A 24,536-nucleotide genomic window follows, 5' to 3' on the forward strand; every position below is an offset into this window, starting at 1 on the left:
ATGGATACCGTGTCTCCTTTCCCGGGGAATGGCTATGGCACAGCGAAGGTGTAGCACTATTGGGATCAGTTATTTAGCGTCATGTCACCCAGCACTACCATCTGCTCCTGCACCGGCTTGCCCATCAGAATGGAACAAAACGCTACCAGCGCGGCCAGACTGGTTTGGTGCTGGGGCAGGAGTTATGTAGCTCGACCACATGCAAATGGTACTCATGCTCGGAGAACTTGGCTGTTGCGCTGACCCGATTCAGGTTGCCTTTGAAGTAATCGAAACCGACCCGGATCGCCTCCTTCGCTGGCGTATTGGAACCCAACCAAGAGGTCGCATGCCTGCCGTTATCTGGCGCCATCCGTGCCCACAAATGATACGCCGTCACTGATATTAACCTTTGGCGTCGATTAGGCAAAGGCTGGAAATCACTGAGCAGTGCACCCAGAACATATTACAACTGTAATACGTATAGGAATAAGTTTGAGGAGTAGGGAATATACGATATTAGCATGGTGTATCACGATGACTTAGAAGAACGTCATCTGCTATTGCATAATGTGCTGAACTATTTGCTCAAGTTTGATGAAATGCTACTGACTGTGATGTATGAGCTCTTCAGAAGCATAGGTAAAATGGAAGTGCCCCGCAGAAGATGGAAAGGTGGTACACCACGTTTTCTGCAGTGATATCAAGGCGGTAAGATAGCGCATATTTATAACATATGCGTACCCCCTCTTGAAATAAAGAACCCGCGATATGGAGCATCGCGGGTTCTGAGTAGCTAAAGTTAGCTAATAATATTTAAGTCTAGTATGGGACTAGAAAGACTCGACTCCAGCTCAGAGCATGTGCACGGAGGCGGTGTTGGTGGTGCCGCTCGGTACCAAGGCACCGGAGACCATGACGACCACGTCACCCTTCAGACCCATGCCGCTTTGCAGCGCTGCGTCTTTGCCGATGCGATAGAAATCGTCGGTGGAGGCGATGCTGTCAACCACGTGAGCAACCACACCCTTGGTCAGGACCAGCTGGGCAGCAGTCTTCTTGTTGGTGGTGATGGCCAGGATCCAGGCTTTCGGGAAGTACTTGCGAATGGCCTTGGCAGACTTGCCGCCTTCGGTGGCAACCACGATCAGCGGGGCGTCCAGCTTCTCGGAGGTCTCGACCGCACCCTTGCACACGGCTTCGGTGATGCGCAGCTTGTTGCTGTCGTTGGCAGCAGACAGGTTGGACGGCATCACGGCGTCGGTACGCTCGCAGATGGTGGCCATGATGGTCACGGCTTCCAGCGGGTACTTGCCCTTGGCGGATTCGCCAGACAGCATGACGGCGTCGGTGCCATCCAGGATGGCGTTCGCCACGTCACCGGCTTCGGCGCGGGTCGGACGCGGGTTCTTGATCATGGAATCCAGCATCTGGGTGGCGGTGATGACCACTTTACGTGCCTTGTTGCACTTGGTGATGATCATCTTCTGGGCGAAGATCACTTCTTCAACCGGAATTTCCACACCCATGTCGCCACGAGCAACCATGATGCCGTCGGAGACAGCCAGGATGTCGTCGAAGTTGTCCAGGCCTTCCTGGTTTTCGATCTTGGAGATGATCTGGATGGCCTCGCCACCGTGGGCCTTCAGGTGCTCACGGATTTCCAGCACGTCTTCTTTCTTGCGGATGAAGGAGGCGGCAACGAAGTCCACGCCCTGCTCGCAACCGAAGATCAGGTCACGCTTGTCTTTCTCGGCCAAGGCCGGCAGCTTGATGGAGACGCCCGGCAGGTTGACGCCCTTGTTCTCGCCCAGATCACCGTTGTTCAGCACCTTGCAGATGACTTCACGTTCGGTGATTTCGATGACGTCCAGACCGATCAGGCCGTCATCCACCAGGATGCGGTTGCCGACACGCAGGTCGTTGGCAAAGCCGGCGTAGGTCACGGCGACCTTGTCTTTGTTGCCAACCACGGTCTGGTCGGTGGTGAAGGTGAAGGTCTGGCCGGCAACCAGAGAGACATCGTTGCCACCTTCCAGCTTCATGGTACGGATTTCCGGACCCTTGGTATCCAGCAGGATGGCTGCGTGTTTGCCGGTTTCGGCCATCACTTCACGCAGGTTGCGGATACGGGTGCCGTGCTCTTCGTAATCACCGTGAGAGAAGTTCAGGCGCATGACGTTCATGCCGGCGTCGAGCATCTTGCCGAGCATTTCTTTGGATTCGGTCTTGGGACCGATGGTGCAGACGATTTTGGTCTTTTTCATGTCAGTCTTCATGGTGCTGTTGTCATCTCTTTAACGTGAAATAGTCAGCGGGTCCGGGCGAAGGCGGCCAGCGACGGCAGTCCTCTGCCCTCCCGATCAAACAGGGCCTGGTTCTCCCAGCCATTGCCGAGGGGTTCGTCTATCCCGAGGAATGTCATGCCGGCATGACTGGCCCAGCTGTCGCCGGGGACCCGGATCCAGCCAGGCTCCCAGTAGACAAACCCGAGTCCGAGCCGATCCGGCACAGCTGCGATAGCGGCACGCAGGGCATCGAGAAACGCCAGTTGCCCCTCGGGCGTCGCGGCAAACCCGCCGCGCGCGGCTTCTTGCTCGCCGAAGGCATTGCGGACTGCGTCCTGGTTGACGGTGTCGTGGCCATAGGCGGTCTCGACCACCAGGAGTGGGCGCCTGATTTGGGTAGCCAGGCTGTTCATGGTGCGCGAGAGGTCACCCAAGGATCCGTGCCAGTAGGGGTAGAAGGAGAGACCCACCAGATCGAACGGCACATCCCGCGCCTGCATCGCCTTGAACCAGCGCAGACACTGTGCCTCATCGCCCCCTTCGGCCAGATGCAGTATCAGGCGCGGGGGGCTCCCCCCCTCGCTGCCAGCACGGATCCCGGCGATAGCCGCCTTGAGCAGCTGAGCCAGACGGTCGAACTCGGCCTCTTCCCGCCGGTGCAGTCGCCCCTGCGGCCACAGCATGCCATTATTGAGTTCGTTGCCGACCTGCACCATCTGCGGTGGCACCCCAGCCTCACGCAGGCGGCGCATGACGGTGGCACTGTAATCATGCAGCACCGCTGCCAGGTCGGCGTCCGATTTGCCCAGCCAGGCGCGTGGCGTGTGTTGCTTGCCGGGGTCGGCCCAGAAGTCGCTGTAGTGAAGATCGAGCAACCAGGGTAGGTTGAGGGCCCGGCTGCGCTGTGCCAGTGCAATCACCCTTCCCAGATCGTTGTTGCCACCGCCAAAGGGTTCCCCTTTGGCGGAGTGGGGATCGACCCACAACCGCAGGCGTACCAGGTTGAGACCGCGCTCGCGCATCAGGGTCAGCAGTTCCCCCTGCCGCGTTCCGTCTTGATAGTGCACGCCGAGGCGCTCGAGTTCGGCCAGAGTGGACACATCCGCCCCGCGGATGGCCAGGTTGTGGGGGGCGGCGCCAGCCCCGGCGCTGAGGGCACCTAGCATGACCAGCAGTGGCCAGCTCAGCGGGGGGTGCATCCTAGTGCTGCTCCGGCTCGTGCAGCTCGAACCACTGACCGAGCTCACGACGCAGGTTGTCCGAGCGTTTGCCGAAGATGGCCTGCACCTCGTCGCCGATGATGATGACGCCGATGGCGCCGAGACGCTGCAGCGCCTCGCTGTCGACCGGCTGCAAGGCATTGACCCTGACCCGCAGCCGGGTCAGGCAGGCGTCAAAGCCCACGATGTTGTCGCGCCCACCAAAGGCAGCGATGAGCGCGGTGATGGCTGCTTCGTCCAGCCCGGAGAGCGGTGCCTCGGCTGATTTCTCCCCCTTGTGGCCGAGGGCGGCGGCGAACAGCCGTTTAAAGTCCTGCATCTTGACCATTTGAACCTCCTAAACGTGAAAAAAGAGGGCGAAGCCACTGGCTCCGCCCCGCGATCAACAGGCGCGACGCAACACCCGGCAGCCAAACGGCGGCATCACCAGCGAGTCGCCCAACACCTCGCCGCTCACCATGTCGCTGTGACCACCCGGCAGCGTGACTAGGCGCTCGGCGTTGGCGAAGTTCTGCACGAACACGAACACCTGCTCACCGTCAGTGCGACACTGGGCGGTGACCCCATCCGGCAAGGCCGGCAGGGCGCGCGGCAGTGCCAGGGTATCGATGAGGTGTCCGAAGAAGTCGCGCTGGAATGCCAGATTGTTGCGCGAGGCGACATAGTAGGCACGCCCTGCCCCGTGTTCGTTGACCGTCACCGCCGGACGCCCGGCATAGAAGTCGCCGTCATAGTTGGCCAAGGACCTCGCACCCTCCAAATGGATGAGATCGCACAGGTGGGTCACCTCGTAAGGGCCACAGAGTCCGGCCTCGTTGCCGGCAAGACCCGAGACGGCGTTACGTTCCTCGTCATAGAGGCTGTCTATCTCCTCTGCCCAGATCCCAAGGACAGGGCGCAGCGGCCCGGGGAAGCCCCCCAGGTGACAGAGATCGGTCTCGTTGACAATGCCGCTCCAGTAAGTGGTGACAAACTGGCCGCCTCGTTTGACGAAGGCATCGATCCGTTCGGCAAAGCCATCGCGCACCATGTAGAGCATGGGGGCGATAACCAGGTCATAACCATCGAGCGCGCAGTCGGCATTGATGACATCCACCGCCACCCCTGCTTCCCAGAAGGGGCGGTAGTGATCGGCCACCGTCTTCTCGTAGAAGAGACCGGCATTGCGCGGGCCTTGGGCGTTGTCCATGGCCCAACGGCTCTCCCAGTCGAAGATGATGGCCACTTTCGCCTCGACGCGGCTGCCTGCAACCTCAGGCAACTTGGCCAGGATCTCGCCGAGAGCCTGAACCTCGCGGCCGACCCGGGTGTCGATGTGACCAACGTGATCGACCACGGCGCCGTGGAACTTCTCGACCGAACCACGGCTCTTGCGCCACTGGAAGTACTGCACCGAGTCGGAGCCGTGGGCCACCGCCTGCAAGGAGGTGAGTATGTGCATCCCTGGCTTCTTGAGCTTGCTGATGGGCTGCCAGTTGGTCAGGCTCGGGGTCGACTCCATCAGGAAGAAGGGCTTGCCTCCCTTGAGGGTGCGCATCAGGTCGTGATACATGGCGGTGTAGGCTGCCAGGGTCGAGTCATCGCCACTGTTGTGCCACAGGGGGTAGCTGTCCCAGGAGATGAAATCGATCACCTTGGCCAACTGCCAGTAGTCATAGTCGTAGAAGTACTCCATGAAGTTGGTGGTGGCCGGCAGGCTCGGGTTGGCCGCCTTCAAGGGTTTGATCTCCTCGGCGCAGAAGTCGCTCACCTGAGCGGTGTTGAAACGCTTCCAGTCGAGGTTGAGGCCGTGGATCGAACTTTCCCCGATAGGTGACGGGGATTCGATCTGTGACCAGTCGGTGTAGGTGTGGCTCCAGAAGCTGCTCCACCAGGCGTGGTTTAGTGCTTCTATGCTGCCATAGCGTGCCTTGAGCCAGTCACGGAAGCGCCCCTGGCATAGCTCACAGTGGCACTCGCCACCGTACTCGTTGGAGATGTGCCAAGCGATAACACCTGGATGACGACCATAGCGCTCGGCCAGAGCGCCGTTGATGGCACGTACCTTCTCACGATAGACAGGCGAGCTCATGCAGTGATTGTGACGACCACCGTGCAGCGCCTTGACCCGCTCCTTGCTGACCCGCAGCACCTCGGGATAGCGCTGGGAAAGCCAGGCAGGGCGGGCACCGCTCGGGGTGGCGAGGAAGACCGACACGCCGTTCTCGTTCAGGCGATCGATCACAGTATCGAGCCAGCCAAACTCATAGCGCCCCTCCTCCGGCTCCAGGGAAGACCAACTGAAGATACCGACCGACATCACATTGGAATGGGTCTGCTTCATCATCTCGAGATCTCGCTCGAACACCTGAGGGTCGTCCAGCCACTGATCCGGGTTGTAGTCAGCGCCATGCAACAGGGCGGGCACCCGTTCACTGAGCGGGGAAAACTTGAACATCACACATCTCCTAAGACGAGGGGGCGCCGGCCATGGCCGGCCGCCCTATCGGTTGAAACCGGGTCAGTTGAATACTTTGATCGAGGGAAGCACATGGCCGGAGCAGTCAAACAGCGCCTGGTTCTCCCGGGCATTGCCCTCTTTCCAGTCGTCGTTGTTGTACTTCATACCGGCCTTGGTTGCCCAGGTCGCGCCCTGCGTCGGCAGCCAGGCAGGCTCCCAGTAGAAGACGCCCTTGCCACGCCCATCCGGTACCGCCACCACGCTTTTGATAAGATCGCGAAGGAAATCGGCCTGCCCCTGTACACTGGCCGGGTAACCACCGTCGCTCGCCTCTTTGGCGGTGAAGTTATTCTCGGCGTTGTCGCAGTTGTCCGTGGTGTAGCCGTAGGCGGCCTCGACCACGATCACATCCTTGCCATAGCGCTTACTGATGTCATCCATGTTGGCTTTGAGGGCGCTGATGGGACCATTCCAGTAGGTGTAGAAGGAGAGCCCGATGATATCGAAAGGCACCTCGCGCTTGGCAATCTCGTCAAACCACCAGACGAAGGTGTCATTCTTAGTACCCTCAGCCAGGTGCAACATCACCTTGATATCCTTGCCGTGCTCTTTCACCGCACGCACGCCGGCCTTGAGCAGAGTCGCCAGGCGATCAAACTCGCCACCGTTCTGGCCCCAGCTCTTGCCCTCTGGCCACAGCATGCCGCCGTTGATCTCGTTGCCGACCTGCACCATGTCAGGCACCACGCCAGCCTTGGCCAGGGCATCCATGCTCTCCTTGGTGTGGGCATAGACCGCATCCGCCAACTGCTCGACCGACATATCACGCCACGCCTTGGGCTTGTTCTGACGACCCGGATCGGTCCAGAAGTCGCTGTAGTGGAAATCGAGCAGGAACTTCATGCCGTGCGCCTTGGCACGTTTGGCAAGTTCTATCGTTGCAGCCAGATCGTTGTTGCCGCCGCCGTAAGGCTTACCGTCTGCATCCTTGGGATCCACCCACAGGCGCAGGCGAATGTAGTTAAAACCGTTCTCCTTGAGGATGGCCATGGCGTCCTGTTGCTTGCCGCTGGCATCGAAGAACTTGCCGCCAAACTTCTCCACCTCGGCCAGCATGGATACATCGGCCCCCTTGATGAAGGCTTGCGGTACCGCCACTGGTTGCACCACTGCACTCTCGGCGGCCATGACTTGGGTCTGCATGCCCAACATGCCGGTGGCGAGCAGCGCCGCCATCACCAGCGTCTTCTTGATTTTCATGTCGAACGTCCTGTTTAACGAATTAACCCTTGGTCCCACCTGCGGTAAGACCGGAAACGAAGTACTTCTGCAAGGAGAGGTACAAGATGGCCACCGGTACCGCGATGAGCACAGCCCCCGCCGCGTAGGTGGTGTAGCTGGCTCCCATCTTCTGGGCGACCAGGTTGTAAAGACCTATAGGCAGAGTGAATTGATCCGGGGTACGCAATATGGTGCTGGCCAGGATGAAATCACCGAGCGGACCAGTGAAGGAGAACAGTGCTACCACCGCGATGATGGGCTTGGAGAGCGGCATGATGATCTCGATGAAGATGCGGAAGTTGCCAGCCCCATCCATGCGCGCCGACTCGTCGAGATCCTTGGGGATGGCGTCGAGGTAACCCTTCATCAAATAGGTGTTCATCGGGATCATGCCACCCACGTAGACCAGCACCAATGCCAGGTGGCTGTTGACCAGGCCGAGCATCTGGGCCAGCACGAAGATGGCGATGAGGGCCGAGAATTGGGGCACCATCTGCAGCAGCAGGAACAGCATCAGGCCGTTTTGCCGCCCGCGGAAACGAAAGCGCGAGAAGGCATAGGCGGTGAAACTGACACTGATGAGGGTCAGCACCATGGTCAGGAAGCTGATCTTCATCGAGTTCCAGTACCAGGCGGCATAGTCGATGCGTCCATCAAACAGCTCCTGGTAGTGAATAAAGGAGAAGTTTTCCGGGATGATCGAGGTGTTGAGCAGACTGCTGCCCGGGTTGAGGGATGCCCCTACCGTCCAGATGAGGGGGTAGATGATGACCACCGCAACCATAGCCAGCAGCAAATAGCTTAGGGTCAGGCGGATGGCATTACTCTTTTTCAGACTGTGTTTGGCACTCATGGCTGGCTCTCCTTACACCATGTCGTCTTGCTTGAACGAATTGGTCGCACGGAACTGCCACAGGGCAATGCCGACCACGAAGATGGAGAGCAGAATGGTGATGCTCGCCGCAATCGCATACTGGGATGACGACATGGTCAGCTTGTAGATCCAGGAGACCAGGATGTCGGTGCCGCCAGCATTGGAACCGGCCACCGCAGGTCCCCCGTTGTTGAACAGGTAAATAATGTTGAAGTTGTTGAAGTTGAAGGTGTACTGGGTGATGAGGATCGGAGCGATCGAATACAGCACCAGGGGCAGCGTAATGGTGGTCAGCTTGTGCCATGTGCTGGCACCGTCGATGGTGGCCGCCTCGTAGAGATCATCCGGGATAGCCTGCAACACCCCAGTGGTCATGGCGAAGACGAACGGGAAGCCAAGCCAGGTCTGCATCAGGATGAGGGCCGTCTTGGTCCAGAAGGGATCTGTCATCCATGCCTTGGGGTCAATACCCAGAGAAGCCAGAATACCGTTATTGATGACGCCAAAGGTTTCGTTGAACATGCCGGCGAACACCAGAATGGTGACAAAACCGGGCACGGCCCACGGCAGGATAAGGATGGTGCGGATGAGCGGCTTGAAGCGCAGATCCTTCTGATTGACCAGGATCGCCAGCAGCACCCCGACAGAGCATTGCAATGTGGTGGCGATCAGTGTCCAAATCACGGTCCACTGCAGCACGTCAAGCAAGGTCGATCGCCACAGATCGAGCTTGAAAATGTTGATGAAGTTCTTCATCCCCACCCAGTCCACCAACTTGGCCGGCGGGGTGTGGTAGAGATCGTAGTTGGTGAAGGCGATGGAGAAGCCGAAGATGATGGGAAACACCACCACGAACACCAGCAGGATGAAGCCCGGGGTGATCATCAGGTACGGGAATCCTTCGCTCAGCAGCAACTGGTATTGCTTGCGCACACTTGTCAGGGCCACGCCACGATCGCGGCGATCACCGTTGATATAGGCGTCGCGGATACTCCAGTAGTAGAAAGCACAACCAAAGATGGCCACCAGTACGCTGATGACCCCCTTGGCCAGGAGGAAGACGGAGTTGTCCCGCGGCAACTCGGTGCCGAGGGTGAACAGGCCCCAGAAGCCCTGGGACAGGAAGTCATGGAATACGCCGAAGAAGCAAACCATGACGATGAAAAACAGGGTGCCCTTGACCCACTGCCGGTTATACCACTGTCCGAGTCCCGGTATCAGCGAGAGCAGCGCGGCAACCTTGGCATGATGGGTTCTTGTACCGATCTGGGTGAACGATTCGGAATCGACAACCACAATTTACCTCCTTTCCATTAAGAGCCCGGGCGACCACTGATGCCGCCCGGCCCGAATCGAGCCGGAGCTCGACTGTTGTTATTGCTGTGCGTGATTGACTTCGATCTGCATGTTGATGTTCTTGACCGCGCCGTCCAGAGCCGCCTTGACATCCTGCTTGCCGGTCACACCGAGCTGCAGTGCACTGTTGGCCGGGGTCCACACCTCCTGCATCTCGGGCACACTTGGCATCGGGATGGCGAAGCCAGCCTGAATGGCTACGGCCCGGGATTTCTCGTCGTCCTTGATGAGCGGATCGTCGATCAACGCCTTGAGCGGCGGGATCTCACCGGTCTTCTGGAAGCGGACCTTGGCGTACTCAGGCTGATTGATGAACTCGATAAACTGCTGTGCCAGCTCTTTCTGCTTGGAATAGGTTGAAATGCTGTACCCCTTCACGCCGAGGAAGGAACGCATGTGTTCGCCATTGGGCAGTGTCGGCAGCGGGGCGACGCCATAATTCACACCGGCATCCTTGTAAGGTTGGAACGACCAAGGTCCTGTGATAACAGCCGCCGCCTTCTTCTCGGTAAACAGAGAGTCGATGGCGTTTGCACCGGTCTCACCGACAATGCCAGCAGGGAAAAGCCCTTCGGTATAGAAGCGCTTAAGGAAGGTGACCCCGTCGACTGCCCCCTGGTTAGCCAGGCCAACATCCTTGACGTTGAGTGAACCGTTGGGGTTCTGGCCGAAGATGTAGCCCCCCATGGCTGCCACTACGCCGTAGGAGTAATAGATCTCGTCAAACTTGGCGAGTAGGCCGTATTTGTTCTCTGCGCGCAGGGTCTGGGAAGCCTTGATCAGCTCGTCGAAGCTTTCCGGTGCCTTGGGCAGCAGATCCTTGTTGTAGACCATGACGATGGTCTCGACTGCCTTGGGCAGGCCATAGAGCTTGCCTTCATAGGTCTGGGCGTCTACAGCAGGCTTGGTGAAACCTGCCAGATAGTCGGCACTTGGCTTGATTTCGCTGATCAACCCCTGTACCACGGCGGTGCCAACCTGATCATGGGGCAGTACCAGCACATCCGGACCGATACCGGCCGGTCCATCCAGGCGCAGTTTCTCTATTTGCTGGGCATAGGGCGTTTCGAGGATTTTCACCTTGACGTTGTGCTTGGCTTCAAATGCCTTGACCGCTTCTTCGATGCCATTGGATTTCTTGATGTCTTCCCACACCAGCAGCTCGCCATCGGCGGCACGGGCAACCTGCCCCAGCCCCATCACGCCCAAAGACAACAGCATTGAAACGGTCAATTTATTGATTTTCATATGATTTCCTTGTCCCTAACTCAGGTGAAAACAGGCCTTAGCCGAGCATCTAGGTGAGGTGAATGTTACAATTTCATCAAGCCAGTGTAACTTGTGGCATTTTTTACCGGTTATTGTGTAATTAAGAATTTATCTTGATTACATACCGGTTAAGTCGGAAATCGCAGTCGCACACACCAACTTAACTAAGATCATGATAAATAAATGCTTTAACCCTATACATCAGATCCGGATCAATTCGCTCTATCTCTTGATTCTTGCTTGGCACGCCTTCCAGGTGTGCACTTAAACAGAAAAAAGGTAACGATTACACCGAATGACTCTACGGTAAGCTGTGCTTGCCCTGCCTGCTAGTAGCACATATCAAGGCTGTGATCTCATGCACAAAAGAAACAGCATTTTGTGCAACCGCTTACACCTGACTGATATAGTCCCCTTAAAGCCACAGAGTGAAACGGTGTGAAACCCCTTCTCCCTCCCAGGGCAAAAAAGCCGCAGCAGGGGCTGACTACTTCGAGACTCTGCAGCTAATGCATTTACTATCAAGGAGTTAAAGCTCATGGCGAGTATCAGATTGAACAATGTGGTCAAGCGTTTTGGCAGCAACGTGACCTTGCATAACGTCAACCTGGATGTAGAAGACGGTGAGTTCACCGTCTTCGTCGGTCCTTCCGGTTGTGGCAAATCCACCCTACTGCGGATGATCGCAGGCCTGGAAGAGATATCGGACGGCCACATTGCCATTGATGAACAAGTGGTCAACGATGTGGCCCCAGCTCATCGCGGGGTGGCAATGGTGTTCCAGTCTTATGCGCTTTATCCCCACATGACGGTGGCGGAGAACATGGGCTATGGCCTGCGGGTCAATGGGGTGCCAAAAGAGGAAATTGCCCACCAGGTCAGCATGGTGGCCAAGACTCTGCAGCTTTCTCATCTGCTCGACCGTAAACCCAAGCAGCTTTCCGGCGGCCAGCGCCAGCGGGTTGCCATCGGCCGTGCCATTGTGCGCAACCCCAAAGTGTTCCTGTTTGACGAGCCACTCTCCAACCTCGATGCCGAGCTGCGTGTCGAGATGCGCCTGCACATCGCCAAGCTGCATCAGGAACTCAAGACCACCATGATCTACGTGACCCACGACCAGGTGGAGGCCATGACCCTGGCCGACAAGATAGTGGTGATGAACTATGGCAAGGTGGAACAGGTCGGCTCGCCAATGGAGCTCTACTACAAGCCCTGCAACCGTTTCGTGGCCGGTTTCATCGGCTCACCCAAGATGAACTTCCTGCCAGCCAGCGTTCTGGCCTGGAGCCCGGAGCAGATCCGGGTCAGGGTAGCCGGCCAGCAGGAGCTCACCCTGCCCATCCTCACCGAGCGACTCGAGCCGGGCAGCGAGATCTCCCTTGGCCTGCGTCCCGAGCATGTGGTGCCGGGCGCAGAGGGGATCCACCTCGCCTTTACCTGCGAGGTAGTGGAGCGTCTTGGCAACAGCACCTATCTGTTCGGCCAGTGCTGCGGCACCGACGGCTTCAAGCTGCTGCTGGCAGGGGATGGGGAGTTTCATCCGTACCAGAAGATGGATGTTTTCTTTGCCCCGCAAAATTGCCTTGTTTTCAATGCCGAAGGGCTCAGGATCAGCCGCTAAATAGGGCTACTGCATGCCCCGATCCACTTTACCCCCGCCCAGTCGGGGGCTTTTTTTATTCCCGGGCGCAGGACACAAAATGAGAGCGGGCTCGCAACCCAGGACAAATCCCGTACAAGGGTACCGAGAAAGAGTGTAAAAGATTCACATAATAGTGAAAAAGTTACACAGAAATCAGATTCAGGTGCCCTGTCTTATCAAAGCCTTATTTTTCACTAAAGTAAGACACTGATAATAGATGACTTATCACTTCTGCCATCAGGCCGGGTTGGCTCAATACCACATGTAATCGATACCATGAAATTACGTACCCGTCACCTTTCCATCATCCAGCGCCTGGCGCTGGGCTTTGCCGTCATCCTGTTGCTACTGCTGCTCTCCGTAGCCCTCTCCCTCTACGCCGGCCAGCGGCTGGCCGACCAGGTAGGGACACTTGCCAGCCATACTGCTCCAACCCTGGTACAAAGCCGCGCCGTGACTCGCGATCTGTTCACGCTTGACCGCCATCTGGGCAACGCATTACTGCAGACCAGAGATGAGGATCTGGATGCAGCACGTCAGCAGATGCAGCAATGGCAAGCACACTTCGAGCAGGACCTAAACATCCTGGCTAGGCAGATAGCAGGGGAACCAAAGCAGAGTAAGCGCGTCGATAGCCTGCGCGAGCAACAGGCCGCCTACTGGCAACTGGCCCAACAACTGGTCGATGACTATGCCCACAACCGCCTCGAACAGAGCAAGCTGGCTGCCGACACCCGCCTCGGCAGCACGGCGCGCCAATTTGCCAGTGCCCTCGATGTACTGCTTGCCCCTCTGGGTAGCCATCCTGCCGCATTGCTCAAGAATCGTCTGCTGGCGAACCTGGAACAGCAAGTCAGTGCTACTCAGGAGATCCTCAAGCAGCAAGACCCGGCTCCTATTGCGGCACGCTTAGCCATCAATGAACGGGCCAATAAGCAGATGACAGATCTGCGCAAGGAGCTGGAGCGCCAGCTTGCAGGCCAAGAAGATGCTTTCGGCGCAACCCTAAGCCTGGAACGTAGCACAGGGGCACGGCTCGATACCCTCGCAACCCTGCTAAGTGGTCCAGACAGCTTGCTGGCCCGCCACCTGTCACTGGTCGAGCAAAGCATCATGCTTCGCAACCAAAGCGCACAAGCCAGCCGTTTCATCGACAGTCTGCTAGGCGAGCTGAGCGAACTTGACGGAGCAATCGACGAGCAGCTTCACCAGAGCACCGCCGGCAGCGGCGCCATTCTGCTCTGGCTACGCCTCGGGCTGTGCGCCGGCCTGCTGCTCTCTCTCGGTCTCGGCGCCCTGGTGCTGTGGCACCTGGTGCACGCCATCCGCCAGCCGCTGCACCATATCCTCACCACCCTCAAGGCACTGAGCCAGGGAGACATGCGCAAACGCGTACCGCTGCTGCGCCACGACGAGTTTGGCCAGCTTGCCATCGGCATCAATGCCCTGGCCGACGAGATGAGCGGCATGCTCGGTCAGATAGTTCATGCGGCCGACGCGCTCGGCCGCATGGCCGGCCAGAACCAGCAAGCCCAGCATCACGCACAGCTTGCCATCGGCGAACAGCGCAACGAGACCACAGGGGTCTGTAGCGCCATGGAGGAGATGGACTACTCGGTTCGCGAGGTTGCCGGGAGTATTGGCCAGACCGAGCAGACACTCGGCAACATAGCTGCGGCAGCCCACGCCGCCAGCCTGCGTGGGGCTGCGACCGGCAAACGGCTGCAGCAACTGGCTGACGAGTTGGCGCAATCACGCCGCAGTGTGGAGCAGGTGCAGACATTGAGCGTCAACATCGGTGAAATCCTTGCCCTGATCGGGCGCATCACGGAACAAACCAATCTGCTGGCCCTCAACGCCGCCATCGAGGCGGCCCGCGCCGGCGAACAGGGGCGTGGCTTTGCCGTGGTGGCCGACGAGGTGCGTCAGCTGGCACACCACACCGCAGACTCCACCACTCGTATCCAGGGGATCATCGACGATCTGCAGCAGAGCACCCGCGGCGCGGTCGCCACCATGCTGCGCTGCCACGACGCGATGGCCCAGAGCCGCACCGATAGCGATGCAGGTTGCGCCACCCTGGCAGAACTATCCAAGGCGCTGCAGCAAGTGGCCGAACAGAGCAGCCGTATCGCCAGCGCGACCCTGCAGCAACAGCAGACCAGTGCTGAGATCGCCCGCAACATTACCAACATCGCCCGGATTGCCGACGACAACCAGGGCGCCCTGGCCAGGGTGGCACAGACCAGCGACCAGTTACAGCAGCTCTCGCAGCAGCAACTGTCGCTGACCCGCCGCTTCACCCTGCAGAGTGCCTGACCACACACCACAAAGAGGACCTCCCATGTTCAAGAAGACACTGTTGCTGACTACCCTGATTGCCTGCCTCCAGCCCGCGCTGGCCAATGAGGAGGATCCCCTGGCACGCCCGCTATTCCTGCGTGGCGAGATGAACAACTGGGAGGCACCGGCAGACCAGCAACTGGTGACCCAGCAAGGAGACTTGCTGTCGGTACAGGTGGCGTTGCAGGCCAGTCACGGCGCCTACAAGTTCAAGATTGCCGACGAGAAGTGGAAGGCCGACACCAGCTATGGCCAGTTCGACCCCGCCGTCAAGGTCGAGGCGGACAAACCGGTGGTAGTCAAGGCCGGCTGGCAGTGGAGCGACATGAAGTTCACCCCGCCCCACGACGGCCAGTATCGCATCACACTGGATCGCCGCGATCCCCAACACATCCAGGTCACCGTCTCCCCCGCCGGGTGATCCCAGGGCCGCCGCAAGGCGGCCCCAGCCTCCGCCGGGATGGCGTCACACGGCGACGCCATCCCGGCGCGGGACTGCATCCCTGTCGCCACCCTACACACATCCAGACAGGAGATAACAACAATGAAGAGACATCTACTTACCACCATGCTGCTTGGCAGCGCCCTGCTGTTTCATGGCCAGGGAGAGGCCATGGTCAAGGGGGCTGACGTCAGCTGGCTGACCCAGATGGAGAACACCGGATACAAGTTCTATAACGACGCCGGCCAGCAGCAGGATCTGTTAAAAACCCTGAAAGAGCACGGTATGAACACCATCCGGCTCAGGGTATGGGTCAATCCTGCTGATGGCTGGAACAACATCAGTGACGTCATCGCCAAGGCCAAGCGGGCCAAGGCGGCCGGTTTCGATCTGCTGATTGACTTCCACTACAGCGACAGTTGGGCCGACCCTGGCAAGCAGACCAAGCCGGCGGCCTGGCAGAGCTACACCTTTGATCAGCTGATGTCGAACGTATGGTGGCACACCTACAACTCCCTGGTAGCCCTGAAAAACGCAGGCATCACCCCCAAGTGGGTACAGGTGGGCAACGAGACCAACAATGGCATGCTCTGGGAAGAGGGGCGCGCCTCGGTCAACATGAAGAACTTTGCCTGGCTCATCAACAGCGGTTATGACGCCGTCAAGGCGGTCAACAGTAGCACCAAGGTCATCGTCCACCTGGCCAACTGCGAGAACAACAGCCTCTATCGTTGGATGTTTGATGGCCTAAAGAACAACGGTGCCAAGTGGGATGTCATTGGTGCCTCCATCTACCCAACCCAGAGTGGCAACGGCGACTGGTTCACCCTCAACAACCTCTGCTACGACAACCTCTCCGATATGGTGACCCGCTATGGCAAGGAGGTGATGATTGTCGAGGTGGGCATGCCATGGGATGACCCGAAAAACAGTTACGACACCATTGCTGATCTACTCAATAAGATGACGTGGATCCCCGATAGCAAAGGGCTCGGAGTGCTCTACTGGGAACCACAAAGCTACAAGAACTGGCAGGGTTACAGCCTGGGGCTGATGGACAACAGCGGCAAACCCACCTATGCGCTGGATGCCTTCCTGTTGCAGTAAATATATAACGTTGCACAGAGGCGCAGTAGGTAGTGCGCCTTTTCATTCTGCCACCTGGACATGACTTCGCCCGTCTCTTCGCCCTTTATCACCAACGCATATCATCCCGCCACTTGCCTGCGCGTAATGACTCTGGATGCGGGTGGCAGCTCCACTAAGCAGAGTCGCTCGGGGCCCTCCGGTACCATCACCGAAAACATGACCACCCTCTCCCCGAGGCAAACAGACTCACCGACTGCAGCCTCCGTAGCCGGGACTCGCAACATCGGGCTCCCTAAGACGACGTCAGCACGACAAGGCGAGTCCTCAATGCAAAATAAAAAAGGGAGCCCAAGCGGGCTCCCTGTGGTGTAACGAGTCGGGTTTTACCACCAGGCTTCGGCCTGCACGCCGAAGTTCCAGGTATTATCATCCTCACCGCCGTTGAAGGATTTGCCTTCGCCATCTTTCAGATAGCTGGCAAAAACACGGATCTCCGGGCGGGCAAACATGCTGGGACCAGCTGACCAAGCTTGAGCCAAGGTATATTTTTGACCACTCGATTTCTCTTCAGAGCCGCTTGTCCAGGTCTTGGTGCTCTCATAAGTACCGGCTTCAACCAGCGTCTTCATGATGTCAGTCCACGCATAACCGCCTCGCGCGACAGCGCTGAACAGTTCGGTGTTGTCATGCCATGCTTCAAGTTTCTCACCCTTACCGTAAGTGAATACATGGTTCACACTGAATTTCTCTCCCATGGGAATGTCACCAGTCAGAATCACCCGGTATCCCTTGGCATCATCGGTCAGATGCCAAACATCATACCAACCGCCCCCTTGGGAGATCATGTTCTGGGCCAGCCCTTTGTCAGCATATTGCAGCACCAACTTCTCGTAGATGCGGCTATCGGCAAAATATTGACTCATTTCTGCGGTCAGCATGACACCATTTTTGGGATCATAGAGATTACCGGCCTTCTCCTGCTCATCGGTCGGATTGGGCATGGCATAGCTGACACCCGCTTCAGTCCAGGCCCCTTCCCAGGGAGCCCAGCCGGCATAGCGCAGGTCCAGGAAGTTAACGTTGAGGTCATTGTTAACAATCGAGTTATCGATATCGTTACCATCAGACCGGATCCACGCCAGTGAGAAGGCGCCTGGACCTGCCTTGAGGTTTTCAACACCGGCACCGGCTCCCGAGATATTCCAGTATTTGGTATCGATGATGTGAAGGTCGTGACGCTGATAGAAGCGCTTGCCAGCCCAAACCACGGCATCGGGCGCAGCGGAAATCAGCCCCTTGGCCTTAACATTGAATTGGCGCAGGGCAAATGTTGCATCATCCTTGCACTCCTTTTGATCGAAGTTACACACAGTGGTGGTACTTTCATAGTCATTGGAGCCATCGCTCTGCATGCTGAACATGCTGTCTACATAGAAAGTCTTGCCATCCTTGTTGTAAACCTCCTGACCAATACCAATTTCGGTATAGGTATCGCTTTCGTTACCCAGACGACCGACAAAGTTCTGTCGACCGGTTTGCATATCACCGTCTTGGGACACACCTACGCCAGAGCGGAAATAGCCTGTAAAATCAACAGCATTAGCATTCAATGCAGTCATTGACAGAGCGAGGGCAACGGATGTCGTCAGTAGTTTCACTTTCATAGTTATTCCTTTATTCCACTGTTGCATTGTTATCTTGATGAACCGCTTACCAACCCATAGGGAAAGCGCTTTCACTGTCCGATGGAGATTATAGGAATAACTGTGCCATCATTGACATGACAAAACTCACAAAACTGTAATTATTACATAAACACTGCTATAAAAACGCTTGATAAAGCCACAAGGCAAACTCAAGCAATTGAAATTAAAGGGGTATTTGATAACAAATCATGTGTTATCGATTACACTCGTAATGGTAATATCTACACCTGAGAACCATGACTCGACCAGACTCATCGCAGCAGACATGACCTCCTCGTGCAGGGCATAGGAAGGCACCGTGAGACCTTCCCGACCCCACAGGAGTGAGCGACAAAAGAGAGAGGAAGAAGATGAGGCACTAAAAAGGCAAGGCCCCTGACGGGTAACCTTGCCTGATGGCCGATGAATTCAGGTTGCCAAATCGTCGATCAATCGATACTGCGGACTGAATGACGGCGTACCAGAGTCGGGCTGAACATATGTGTCGTCTGGGGCAAGGGCCCACCTTTTGCCAGAGCAATGGCCAGCTCGGCGGCCTGGGTCGCCATGGCGATGATGGGATAACGCACCGTAGTCAGACGAGGGCGCAAGTAGCGGGATATCAGTACATCATCAAACCCCACCAGAGATAGCTCCTGGGGAACCTCGACCCCGTTGTCGCTAAGCACGGACAAAGCTCCTGCCGCCATCGAATCGTTATAACAGACGACCGCCGTCATCTGTTGCCCCCGGCTCAACAACTCAGTCATCGCGGCTTCACCTCCCAGCTCATCCGGACTGCCACGGGAGATCAGGCGCTCATCGACCGGGATATTGTGCTCTTGCAGCGCATCCAGATACCCCTGCATGCGATCCTGAGAGTCAGAGATCAGATGATTTGAACACAGAAACCCTATCTTCTTGTGCCCTTCCTGGATCAGGTGACGAGTTGCAAGCCAGGAACCATAGCGATCGTCCAGCGCCACACAACGGGACTCGAACCCTGGAACGATACGGTTGATTAGCACCATGCCGGGAACATAGCTCATCATCTGGATCAGCTCTTCATCTGGCAGCATTTTGGCATGAACCACCAAGCCAGAGCAGCGATGCCCTATCAACTGCTCTATTACGTGCTTCTCTTTGGCTGCGTCGTGGTAGCCATTTCCGATGAGCAGAAAATTCCCCGTAGCCTGCGCCACCTGCTCAACTGCTTTAACCATGGTGCCAAAGAAGGGGTCAGACACATCGGCAACAATCAACCCCAGCGTTTCGTTGTTCTGATGGGCCAAGGCTCTCGCATTCGCGTTGGGGTGGTAGTTGAGTTCATGCATCGCCTTGAAGACGGCATCGCGTGACGCCTGACTTGCCTTTGGCGAATTATTGATGACACGTGAGACTGTGGCGACGGATACGCCTGACAGGAGTGCTACATCTTTGATGGTTGCCATGAATTAGCTTTTCCGGTGAACGGTATAAATAAAAACCAGTGCTTTATAGGGTCAAGATACTACCGACATTTCCAATACCTGACACGGCTTTCATGTCAAAAGCGGGAGCATTCTATCAATACGAGCGTCTCGCTGTGTAATCCATTTACATACACCCTTATCCATTCTCATGCTCATCGCGGTGAAAAATGTGACAAAAATCACATCAAATGGAGATGCATCTTCCAGGACCTTGTTCACAAGCGCAGAATAAGGGAAAGCGATTACACCAAATAAAACCCAATGAAAACGAGCACCAAGGAGCGATTAATGTTGAAGATACTCGTGACAGGTGGAACTGGTTACATAGGTAGTCATACCTGCTTGCAGCTTATCGCTGCCGGGATGACCCCCATCTTGTTGGACAATCTGGTTAACAGCAAAGAGAGCGTCCTCGAACGTATCCACAGCCTCAGCGGACTGCGCCCCCAGCACTATCACGGTGATGTGCGGGATGCCGACCTGCTGGATCGTGTGTTTGCAGACCAGCAGATAGATGCCGTGATCCATTTCGCAGGCCTCAAGGCCGTAGGGGAATCGGTACAAAAGCCTCTCGAGTACTATGACAACAATGTCAGCGGCACCCTGGTGTTGCTGCAGGCAATGCGACGCGCCGGGGTCAAGACCCTGCTGTTCAGCTCATCTGCCACCGTCTATGGCGAGCCGGAGATCATGCCCATCACCGAGGAGTCGCCCACCTTTCACGCCACCAACCCTTATGGTCAAAGCAAGCTGATGGTGGAGCGCCTCATCAAGGACTTTGCACACTCAGCCCCCGACTGGTCATTGACCCTGTTGCGCTATTTCAATCCGGTGGGCGCCCATCCCAGCGGCCTGATGGGCGAGGATCCCCAGGGCATTCCCAATAACCTGATGCCCTATATTGCCCAGGTGGCAGTGGGCCGCCGTGCCAAACTCGCCATCTTTGGTGATGACTACCCGACACCAGATGGTACCGGTGTGCGGGATTACATTCATGTCATGGATCTAGCCGATGGCCACGTCGCAGCCTTGAAACATGCGCTTGGGCAAGCTGGCGTCCATGTGTACAACCTGGGCACTGGGCATGGCTACAGTGTCCTGGACATTCATGCCGCCTTCTCCAAGGCCTGTGGCCGCGAACTGCCTTATGAGATCGTGCCGCGCCGCGCTGGGGACATAGCACAGTGTTGGGCAGATCCAACACGAGCCTATAACGAGCTGGGGTGGAAGGCTTATCGCACGCTTGATGAGATGACGGCTGATACCTGGCGCTGGCAATCCCAAAATCCAAACGGTTACCCCCTTCCATGAATGTACAGAACGAGACAGGCCTTCCTATGCAATTTGAACCAACCGATCACCCCCACCGTCGTTACAACCCATTGATCCAGCAGTGGGTTCTAGTTTCTCCCCACAGGGCGAAGCGCCCTTGGCAGGGGCAGCAGGATGAACCTGATCGCACCCAGCGATCCATTCACGATCCGGATTGCTTCCTCTGCGCCGGCAACACTCGCGTCACTGGTGACAAAAATCCGGATTATCCGTCGACCTTCGTTTTTACCAACGACTTTGCGGCACTGATGGTTGATACACCTATGGCCCCAACCAGCGAGGACCCCCTCTTCCAGCTAGAGAGTGCACGCGGCACCAGCAGGGTAATCTGCTTCTCACCGGATCACAGCAAGACCTTGCCCGAGTTGTCTATCCCCTCCCTCACTGCCGTGGTCAACACCTGGTGTGAACAAACTGCAGAGCTGGGGCGCGAATACCGCTGGATCCAAGTATTCGAAAACAAGGGCACCATGATGGGGTGCTCCAATCCCCATCCCCATGGGCAGATATGGGCCAACGACTTCTTGCCCAACGAAGCCGCGCGGGAAGATGTCGCCCAACGGGAGTATTTTGCCAAACATGGTCGAGCCATGTTGCTCGATTATGCGGAACGCGAGCAGGCTGACGGCAGCCGCACCGTAGTGGAAACGGAACACTGGCTGGCAGTAGTGCCTTATTGGGCTGCCTGGCCCTTCGAAACCCTGTTGCTTCCAAAGTTTGCGGTAACACGTCTACCGACACTGACACCGCAACAGCGTGCAGACCTCGCACTGGCGCTCAAAAAACTAACCAGCCGCTATGACAACCTGTTTCAGTGCTCCTTCCCCTATTCGATGGGATGGCATGGTGCGCCATTCAATGGCGAAGAGAATGATCACTGGCAGTTGCATGCCCACTTCTACCCGCCCCTGCTGCGCTCTGCGAGCGTACGCAAGTTTATGGTGGGCTATGAAATGCTGGCAGAAACACAACGTGACCTGACGGCAGAACAGGCGGCCGAACGCCTGCGTTCCGTCAGCGATATCCATTTTCGTGAACAGGTTTGAGGTTGAGATATGAGTATTGAATCGCCACACAGCGTGACTGAACATACCTTTTACACTCAGTATGGTTATCGCCCGACCCTCGCCATTCAGGCACCTGGGCGTGTTAACCTCATTGGGGAACACACGGACTATAACGATGGCTTCGTGCTACCCTGCGCCATCGATTATCAGACCGTGATCAGTGCTGCCCCCCGCCAAGATAGTCTGATCAGGGTTATCGCTGCCGACTATCACAACCAACTGGATGAATTTGACTTACGCCACCCCATAGAGGCGCGCCCGGAATACCTGTGGGCCAACTATGTGCGAGGCGTCGTCAAATATTTGCTATTGCGAGGCTGTCAACTGACAGGGGCAGACCTGGTAATCAGTGGCAATGTACCTCAGGGAGCAGGCCTGAGCTCTTCCGCCTCTCTGGAAGTGGCAGTAGGACAGATCTTCAAAGAGATGAATCACCTCGACATCAGCCAAGCAGATATCGCCCTGAATGGACAACTGGCGGAAAACAGGTTCGTCGGTTGCAACTGCGGCATCATGGATCAGTTCATCTCGGCTCTGGGTCAGCAAGATCATGCTCTGCTGATCGATTGCCGCAGTCTGGATACCTGTCCTGTGAGCATGCCAGCCGACATTGATGTGGTCATCATCAACTCGAACGTACGTCGGGGCCTGGTGGATAGCGAATACAATACCCGCAGGGCACAGTGTGAAGAGGCCGCACGGCATTTTGGGGTCAAGGCACTGCGCGATCTGACGATGACCCAGTTCACCGAGCGAGCCAACGAACTGGATCCTGTCGTCGCGAGCCGTGCACGCCACGTCATCTCCGAGAATGAACGAACGCTGGCAGCAGCCGATGCGCTTGCGAATGAAGACATGGTCATGATGGCCGAATTAATGGCGCTGTCCCATGCCTCGATGCGTGATGATTTTGCCATCACAGTGCCTGCTATCGACGCCTTGGTCGACATGATCAAAGAGATCATCGGCAGTCGTGGTGGTGTGAGGATGACTGGTGGCGGGTTTGGTGGCTGTGTGGTTGCATTGGTTCCACAGTCACTGACAGCAGCAGTGTGCGAACAGGTTAATATTCGTTATCCCCAAGTGAGCGGTCTGGCCCCGAGCATCTATATCTGTAAGCCCTCCGCCGGAGCCGGCCCACTCTGATATGTTCGCTGACACCTCAATATTGTAGTGGTCACGTATTTCCAGACTGGTCATGGTATAGCCGCCCTGCTAGACGGTGAACGCTCGACTTAGTTGAGTTAAACAACGCTCTCTGTGAGCAGCTGTGGTTAACATGTAGATAATACAATTGAACCAAACTTCAGACATGTGTTATCGCAATGAGCCTAACTCAGGGACTGCTTCGGCAGTCCCCTTTTTCTTTGCTGTAAATGTTCGTTTCATTCAACAATCCTCCGCAACTGCATGTTTTCACATGGTCGCCGCACACCCGATTGAATCCCACCTCTTTTAAGATGTTGCGCTCTCCTCGGTTAATTGACGCAGATCGGTTTTCAAGCAGTGTATCTCGGCTTGCAAGGCAGACTCATCGTGTTGCTGCTCTGCAGGCTTGCCGTACTGCTTGAGCTAGGCATACAGAATGTGGCTGGATACCCCAAGGGCTCGTGCAACGTCAGCCACAGGCATCTCACGCTCAGTAACTTGTTTAACAGCTTCGATTTTGAAAGTTTCTGGATAACGCTGACGGACCATGGCACCTCCAATGCTGGCCTCATTTTAAGGCAGTTAGGTCTCTAGGGAACTAGGGGCAATTCACACCGACCAAACCCCTTTATATGGCAGCGGATGAGCCTCGTTCTCAGCCAGCCAAGTCAATAGCGGTCCCATCAGACGAGGGACCTGGTTCGCAGGGGGAGCCATATGCACTAACTGCTCGCCTCGATAGATACCTACGCCACCGCTACGCCAGTGACCCGCATCATCGCAGAGTCCACGCATCAGGAGTCCGTGAGCACCAAGTAAATCTTCCGCTAAAGCAGGATCCCAATCAGGCATTGCTTCATAGGCCGCAAACGCATTACGGACCTCTTGGATTTCCCGTGGAAGCCCAAGCACCGTCTTCCCCTCAATCACTGCCGTCACCTGCTCGACACTCAGGGTATTGTGCTCTATAGCCAAGGAGGCTTGGATAGTGCGGATCCGGTTCTCTCGACGCAGCATCGGCACCTGAGAACTCTGAGCAAACCGCCACTGCCCCACCAACTCGGCGATCTCCGCCACTCGACTCAACATGGCATGGGTCAGGGTGAAGGGAGGGGAATAGGCTGCCATGGGTTACTCCAACTGATGCGATAACAAATGAGGGTTAGCTTAACAGATCCGGGAGCAGAAACTCCCGGATCAGATGCCATCTAAAACTGCAGTAAAAGTCTTTTTATCAACACCAATAAGCCTTCAAAGGTTACTCCCCCCGAAACACTGATATCCCTCTCCACGGCGCTTCGATTCCTTTTTGGCAAGGTAGGCCGCATGGAGCAGCACTTTTTTTATAGCCACAGGATCATCTGAAAAAACTTCGTGCTGTCCCTCCTCTGAAAGTTCAACTAACCCTCGCCTCCTGCAAAAATCAATTGATACATCCGCCTCAAAGACAGCTCGATGCCAAGCCACTCTAAGCTTGTTTGCCAGATTCATATTCTCAGACTTAAATCTCCCCAGAGAGCAATAGGCATCCCCATTTAAGAAAAACATCAAGTGATAGTGAGGAACGACAGCCTCTGCTGTTTGCTCCCTCGCCCAAACATATCTGAT

The 24,536-nt window shown here is 56.6% G+C and carries 19 protein-coding genes and 1 pseudogene; 7 read left to right on the top strand and 13 right to left on the bottom strand.

What is annotated here, in order from left to right:
* Positions 1–833 precede the first annotated feature (833 nt).
* The 8 genes from pykF to OKB87_RS22805 all read right to left on the bottom strand — a co-directional run bounded on the left by pykF (position 834) and on the right by OKB87_RS22805 (position 10,686).
* Entirely contained in the window at positions 834–2,246 is a 1,413-nt protein-coding gene (gene pykF / locus OKB87_RS22770; protein WP_068982267.1) for a pyruvate kinase PykF, read from the bottom strand.
* A gap of 44 nt (positions 2,247–2,290) precedes the next feature.
* Positions 2,291–3,466 carry a glycoside hydrolase family 53 protein gene (locus OKB87_RS22775; protein WP_068982266.1) on the bottom strand — a complete coding sequence of 392 codons (1,176 nt, stop codon included), beginning with the start codon at positions 3,464–3,466 and terminating at the stop codon, positions 2,291–2,293.
* Between the two features lies 1 nt (position 3,467).
* The gene (locus OKB87_RS22780; protein ID WP_068982265.1) at positions 3,468–3,815 is read right to left on the bottom strand and encodes a glucose PTS transporter subunit EIIB; all 348 of its coding nucleotides are present in this window, start codon (positions 3,813–3,815) and stop codon (positions 3,468–3,470) included.
* Between the two features lie 54 nt (positions 3,816–3,869).
* Positions 3,870–5,924: a beta-galactosidase gene (locus tag OKB87_RS22785; RefSeq protein ID WP_068982264.1), complete on the bottom strand. Its 2,055-nt coding sequence runs from the start codon at positions 5,922–5,924 to the stop codon at positions 3,870–3,872.
* Positions 5,925–5,987: 63 nt separating this feature from the next.
* A complete protein-coding gene (locus OKB87_RS22790; protein ID WP_081326102.1) occupies positions 5,988–7,187 on the bottom strand; it encodes a glycoside hydrolase family 53 protein in 1,200 nt (399 codons plus the stop codon).
* 22 nt (positions 7,188–7,209) lie between these two features.
* Entirely contained in the window at positions 7,210–8,061 is an 852-nt protein-coding gene (locus OKB87_RS22795; RefSeq protein WP_068982263.1) for a sugar ABC transporter permease, read from the bottom strand.
* A 12-nt stretch (positions 8,062–8,073) separates the two neighbouring features.
* On the bottom strand, positions 8,074–9,378 hold the full coding sequence (locus OKB87_RS22800) for a carbohydrate ABC transporter permease (protein ID WP_068982262.1): 1,305 nt from the start codon (positions 9,376–9,378) through the stop codon (positions 8,074–8,076).
* A gap of 78 nt (positions 9,379–9,456) precedes the next feature.
* Positions 9,457–10,686, bottom strand: a complete 1,230-nt coding sequence (locus OKB87_RS22805) for an extracellular solute-binding protein (protein WP_068982261.1) — start codon at positions 10,684–10,686, stop codon at positions 9,457–9,459.
* A 559-nt stretch (positions 10,687–11,245) separates the two neighbouring features.
* Here OKB87_RS22805 and OKB87_RS22810 point away from each other — a divergent pair.
* The 4 genes from OKB87_RS22810 to OKB87_RS22825 all read left to right on the top strand — a co-directional run bounded on the left by OKB87_RS22810 (position 11,246) and on the right by OKB87_RS22825 (position 16,241).
* Positions 11,246–12,328 carry an ABC transporter ATP-binding protein gene (locus OKB87_RS22810; protein ID WP_068982260.1) on the top strand — a complete coding sequence of 361 codons (1,083 nt, stop codon included), beginning with the start codon at positions 11,246–11,248 and terminating at the stop codon, positions 12,326–12,328.
* A gap of 297 nt (positions 12,329–12,625) precedes the next feature.
* The gene (locus OKB87_RS22815) at positions 12,626–14,668 is read left to right on the top strand and encodes a methyl-accepting chemotaxis protein (protein WP_068982259.1); all 2,043 of its coding nucleotides are present in this window, start codon (positions 12,626–12,628) and stop codon (positions 14,666–14,668) included.
* A gap of 25 nt (positions 14,669–14,693) precedes the next feature.
* Positions 14,694–15,113: a hypothetical protein gene (locus tag OKB87_RS22820; protein ID WP_068982258.1), complete on the top strand. Its 420-nt coding sequence runs from the start codon at positions 14,694–14,696 to the stop codon at positions 15,111–15,113.
* Positions 15,114–15,236: 123 nt separating this feature from the next.
* The gene (locus OKB87_RS22825) at positions 15,237–16,241 is read left to right on the top strand and encodes a glycoside hydrolase family 53 protein (protein WP_068982257.1); all 1,005 of its coding nucleotides are present in this window, start codon (positions 15,237–15,239) and stop codon (positions 16,239–16,241) included.
* A 365-nt stretch (positions 16,242–16,606) separates the two neighbouring features.
* On the opposite strand, the gene OKB87_RS22830 is transcribed toward OKB87_RS22825, so the two are convergent.
* Together OKB87_RS22830 and galR are read right to left on the bottom strand one after the other, a co-directional pair.
* A complete protein-coding gene (locus OKB87_RS22830; protein ID WP_081326103.1) occupies positions 16,607–17,893 on the bottom strand; it encodes a maltoporin in 1,287 nt (428 codons plus the stop codon).
* Between the two features lie 464 nt (positions 17,894–18,357).
* Positions 18,358–19,359 (bottom strand): HTH-type transcriptional regulator GalR, encoded by a 1,002-nt coding sequence (galR, locus tag OKB87_RS22835; RefSeq protein ID WP_100654392.1) that lies wholly within the window; start codon positions 19,357–19,359, stop codon positions 18,358–18,360.
* Between the two features lie 312 nt (positions 19,360–19,671).
* Between galR and galE the strand changes: the two genes are divergently transcribed.
* Genes galE through galK form a run of 3 tightly spaced genes read left to right on the top strand, consistent with a single transcriptional unit; the run spans position 19,672 to position 22,925 of the window.
* Entirely contained in the window at positions 19,672–20,691 is a 1,020-nt protein-coding gene (galE, locus tag OKB87_RS22840; protein WP_041215920.1) for a UDP-glucose 4-epimerase GalE, read from the top strand.
* Between the two features lie 26 nt (positions 20,692–20,717).
* Complete coding sequence (gene galT, locus OKB87_RS22845) at positions 20,718–21,758, top strand: galactose-1-phosphate uridylyltransferase (protein WP_068982253.1); 1,041 nt, start codon at positions 20,718–20,720, stop codon at positions 21,756–21,758.
* A 9-nt stretch (positions 21,759–21,767) separates the two neighbouring features.
* Positions 21,768–22,925, top strand: a complete 1,158-nt coding sequence (galK, locus tag OKB87_RS22850; protein WP_068982252.1) for a galactokinase — start codon at positions 21,768–21,770, stop codon at positions 22,923–22,925.
* Between the two features lie 307 nt (positions 22,926–23,232).
* Here galK and OKB87_RS22855 read toward each other — a convergent pair.
* The 3 genes and pseudogenes from OKB87_RS22855 to OKB87_RS22865 all read right to left on the bottom strand — a co-directional run.
* A pseudogene (locus OKB87_RS22855) lies at positions 23,233–23,477 on the bottom strand (transposase); the annotation flags it as partial.
* A 60-nt stretch (positions 23,478–23,537) separates the two neighbouring features.
* Positions 23,538–24,056 (bottom strand): Fic family protein, encoded by a 519-nt coding sequence (locus OKB87_RS22860; RefSeq protein ID WP_224969626.1) that lies wholly within the window; start codon positions 24,054–24,056, stop codon positions 23,538–23,540.
* Positions 24,057–24,179: 123 nt separating this feature from the next.
* Positions 24,180–24,536, bottom strand: a 357-nt coding sequence (locus OKB87_RS22865) for a YagK/YfjJ domain-containing protein (protein WP_270828586.1), incomplete at its 5' end; no start/stop codon positions are given.

The sequence above is a fragment of the Aeromonas sp. Y318-1 genome, from assembly GCF_027706125.1.
Classification (GTDB): Bacteria; Pseudomonadota; Gammaproteobacteria; order Enterobacterales; family Aeromonadaceae; genus Aeromonas; species Aeromonas hydrophila.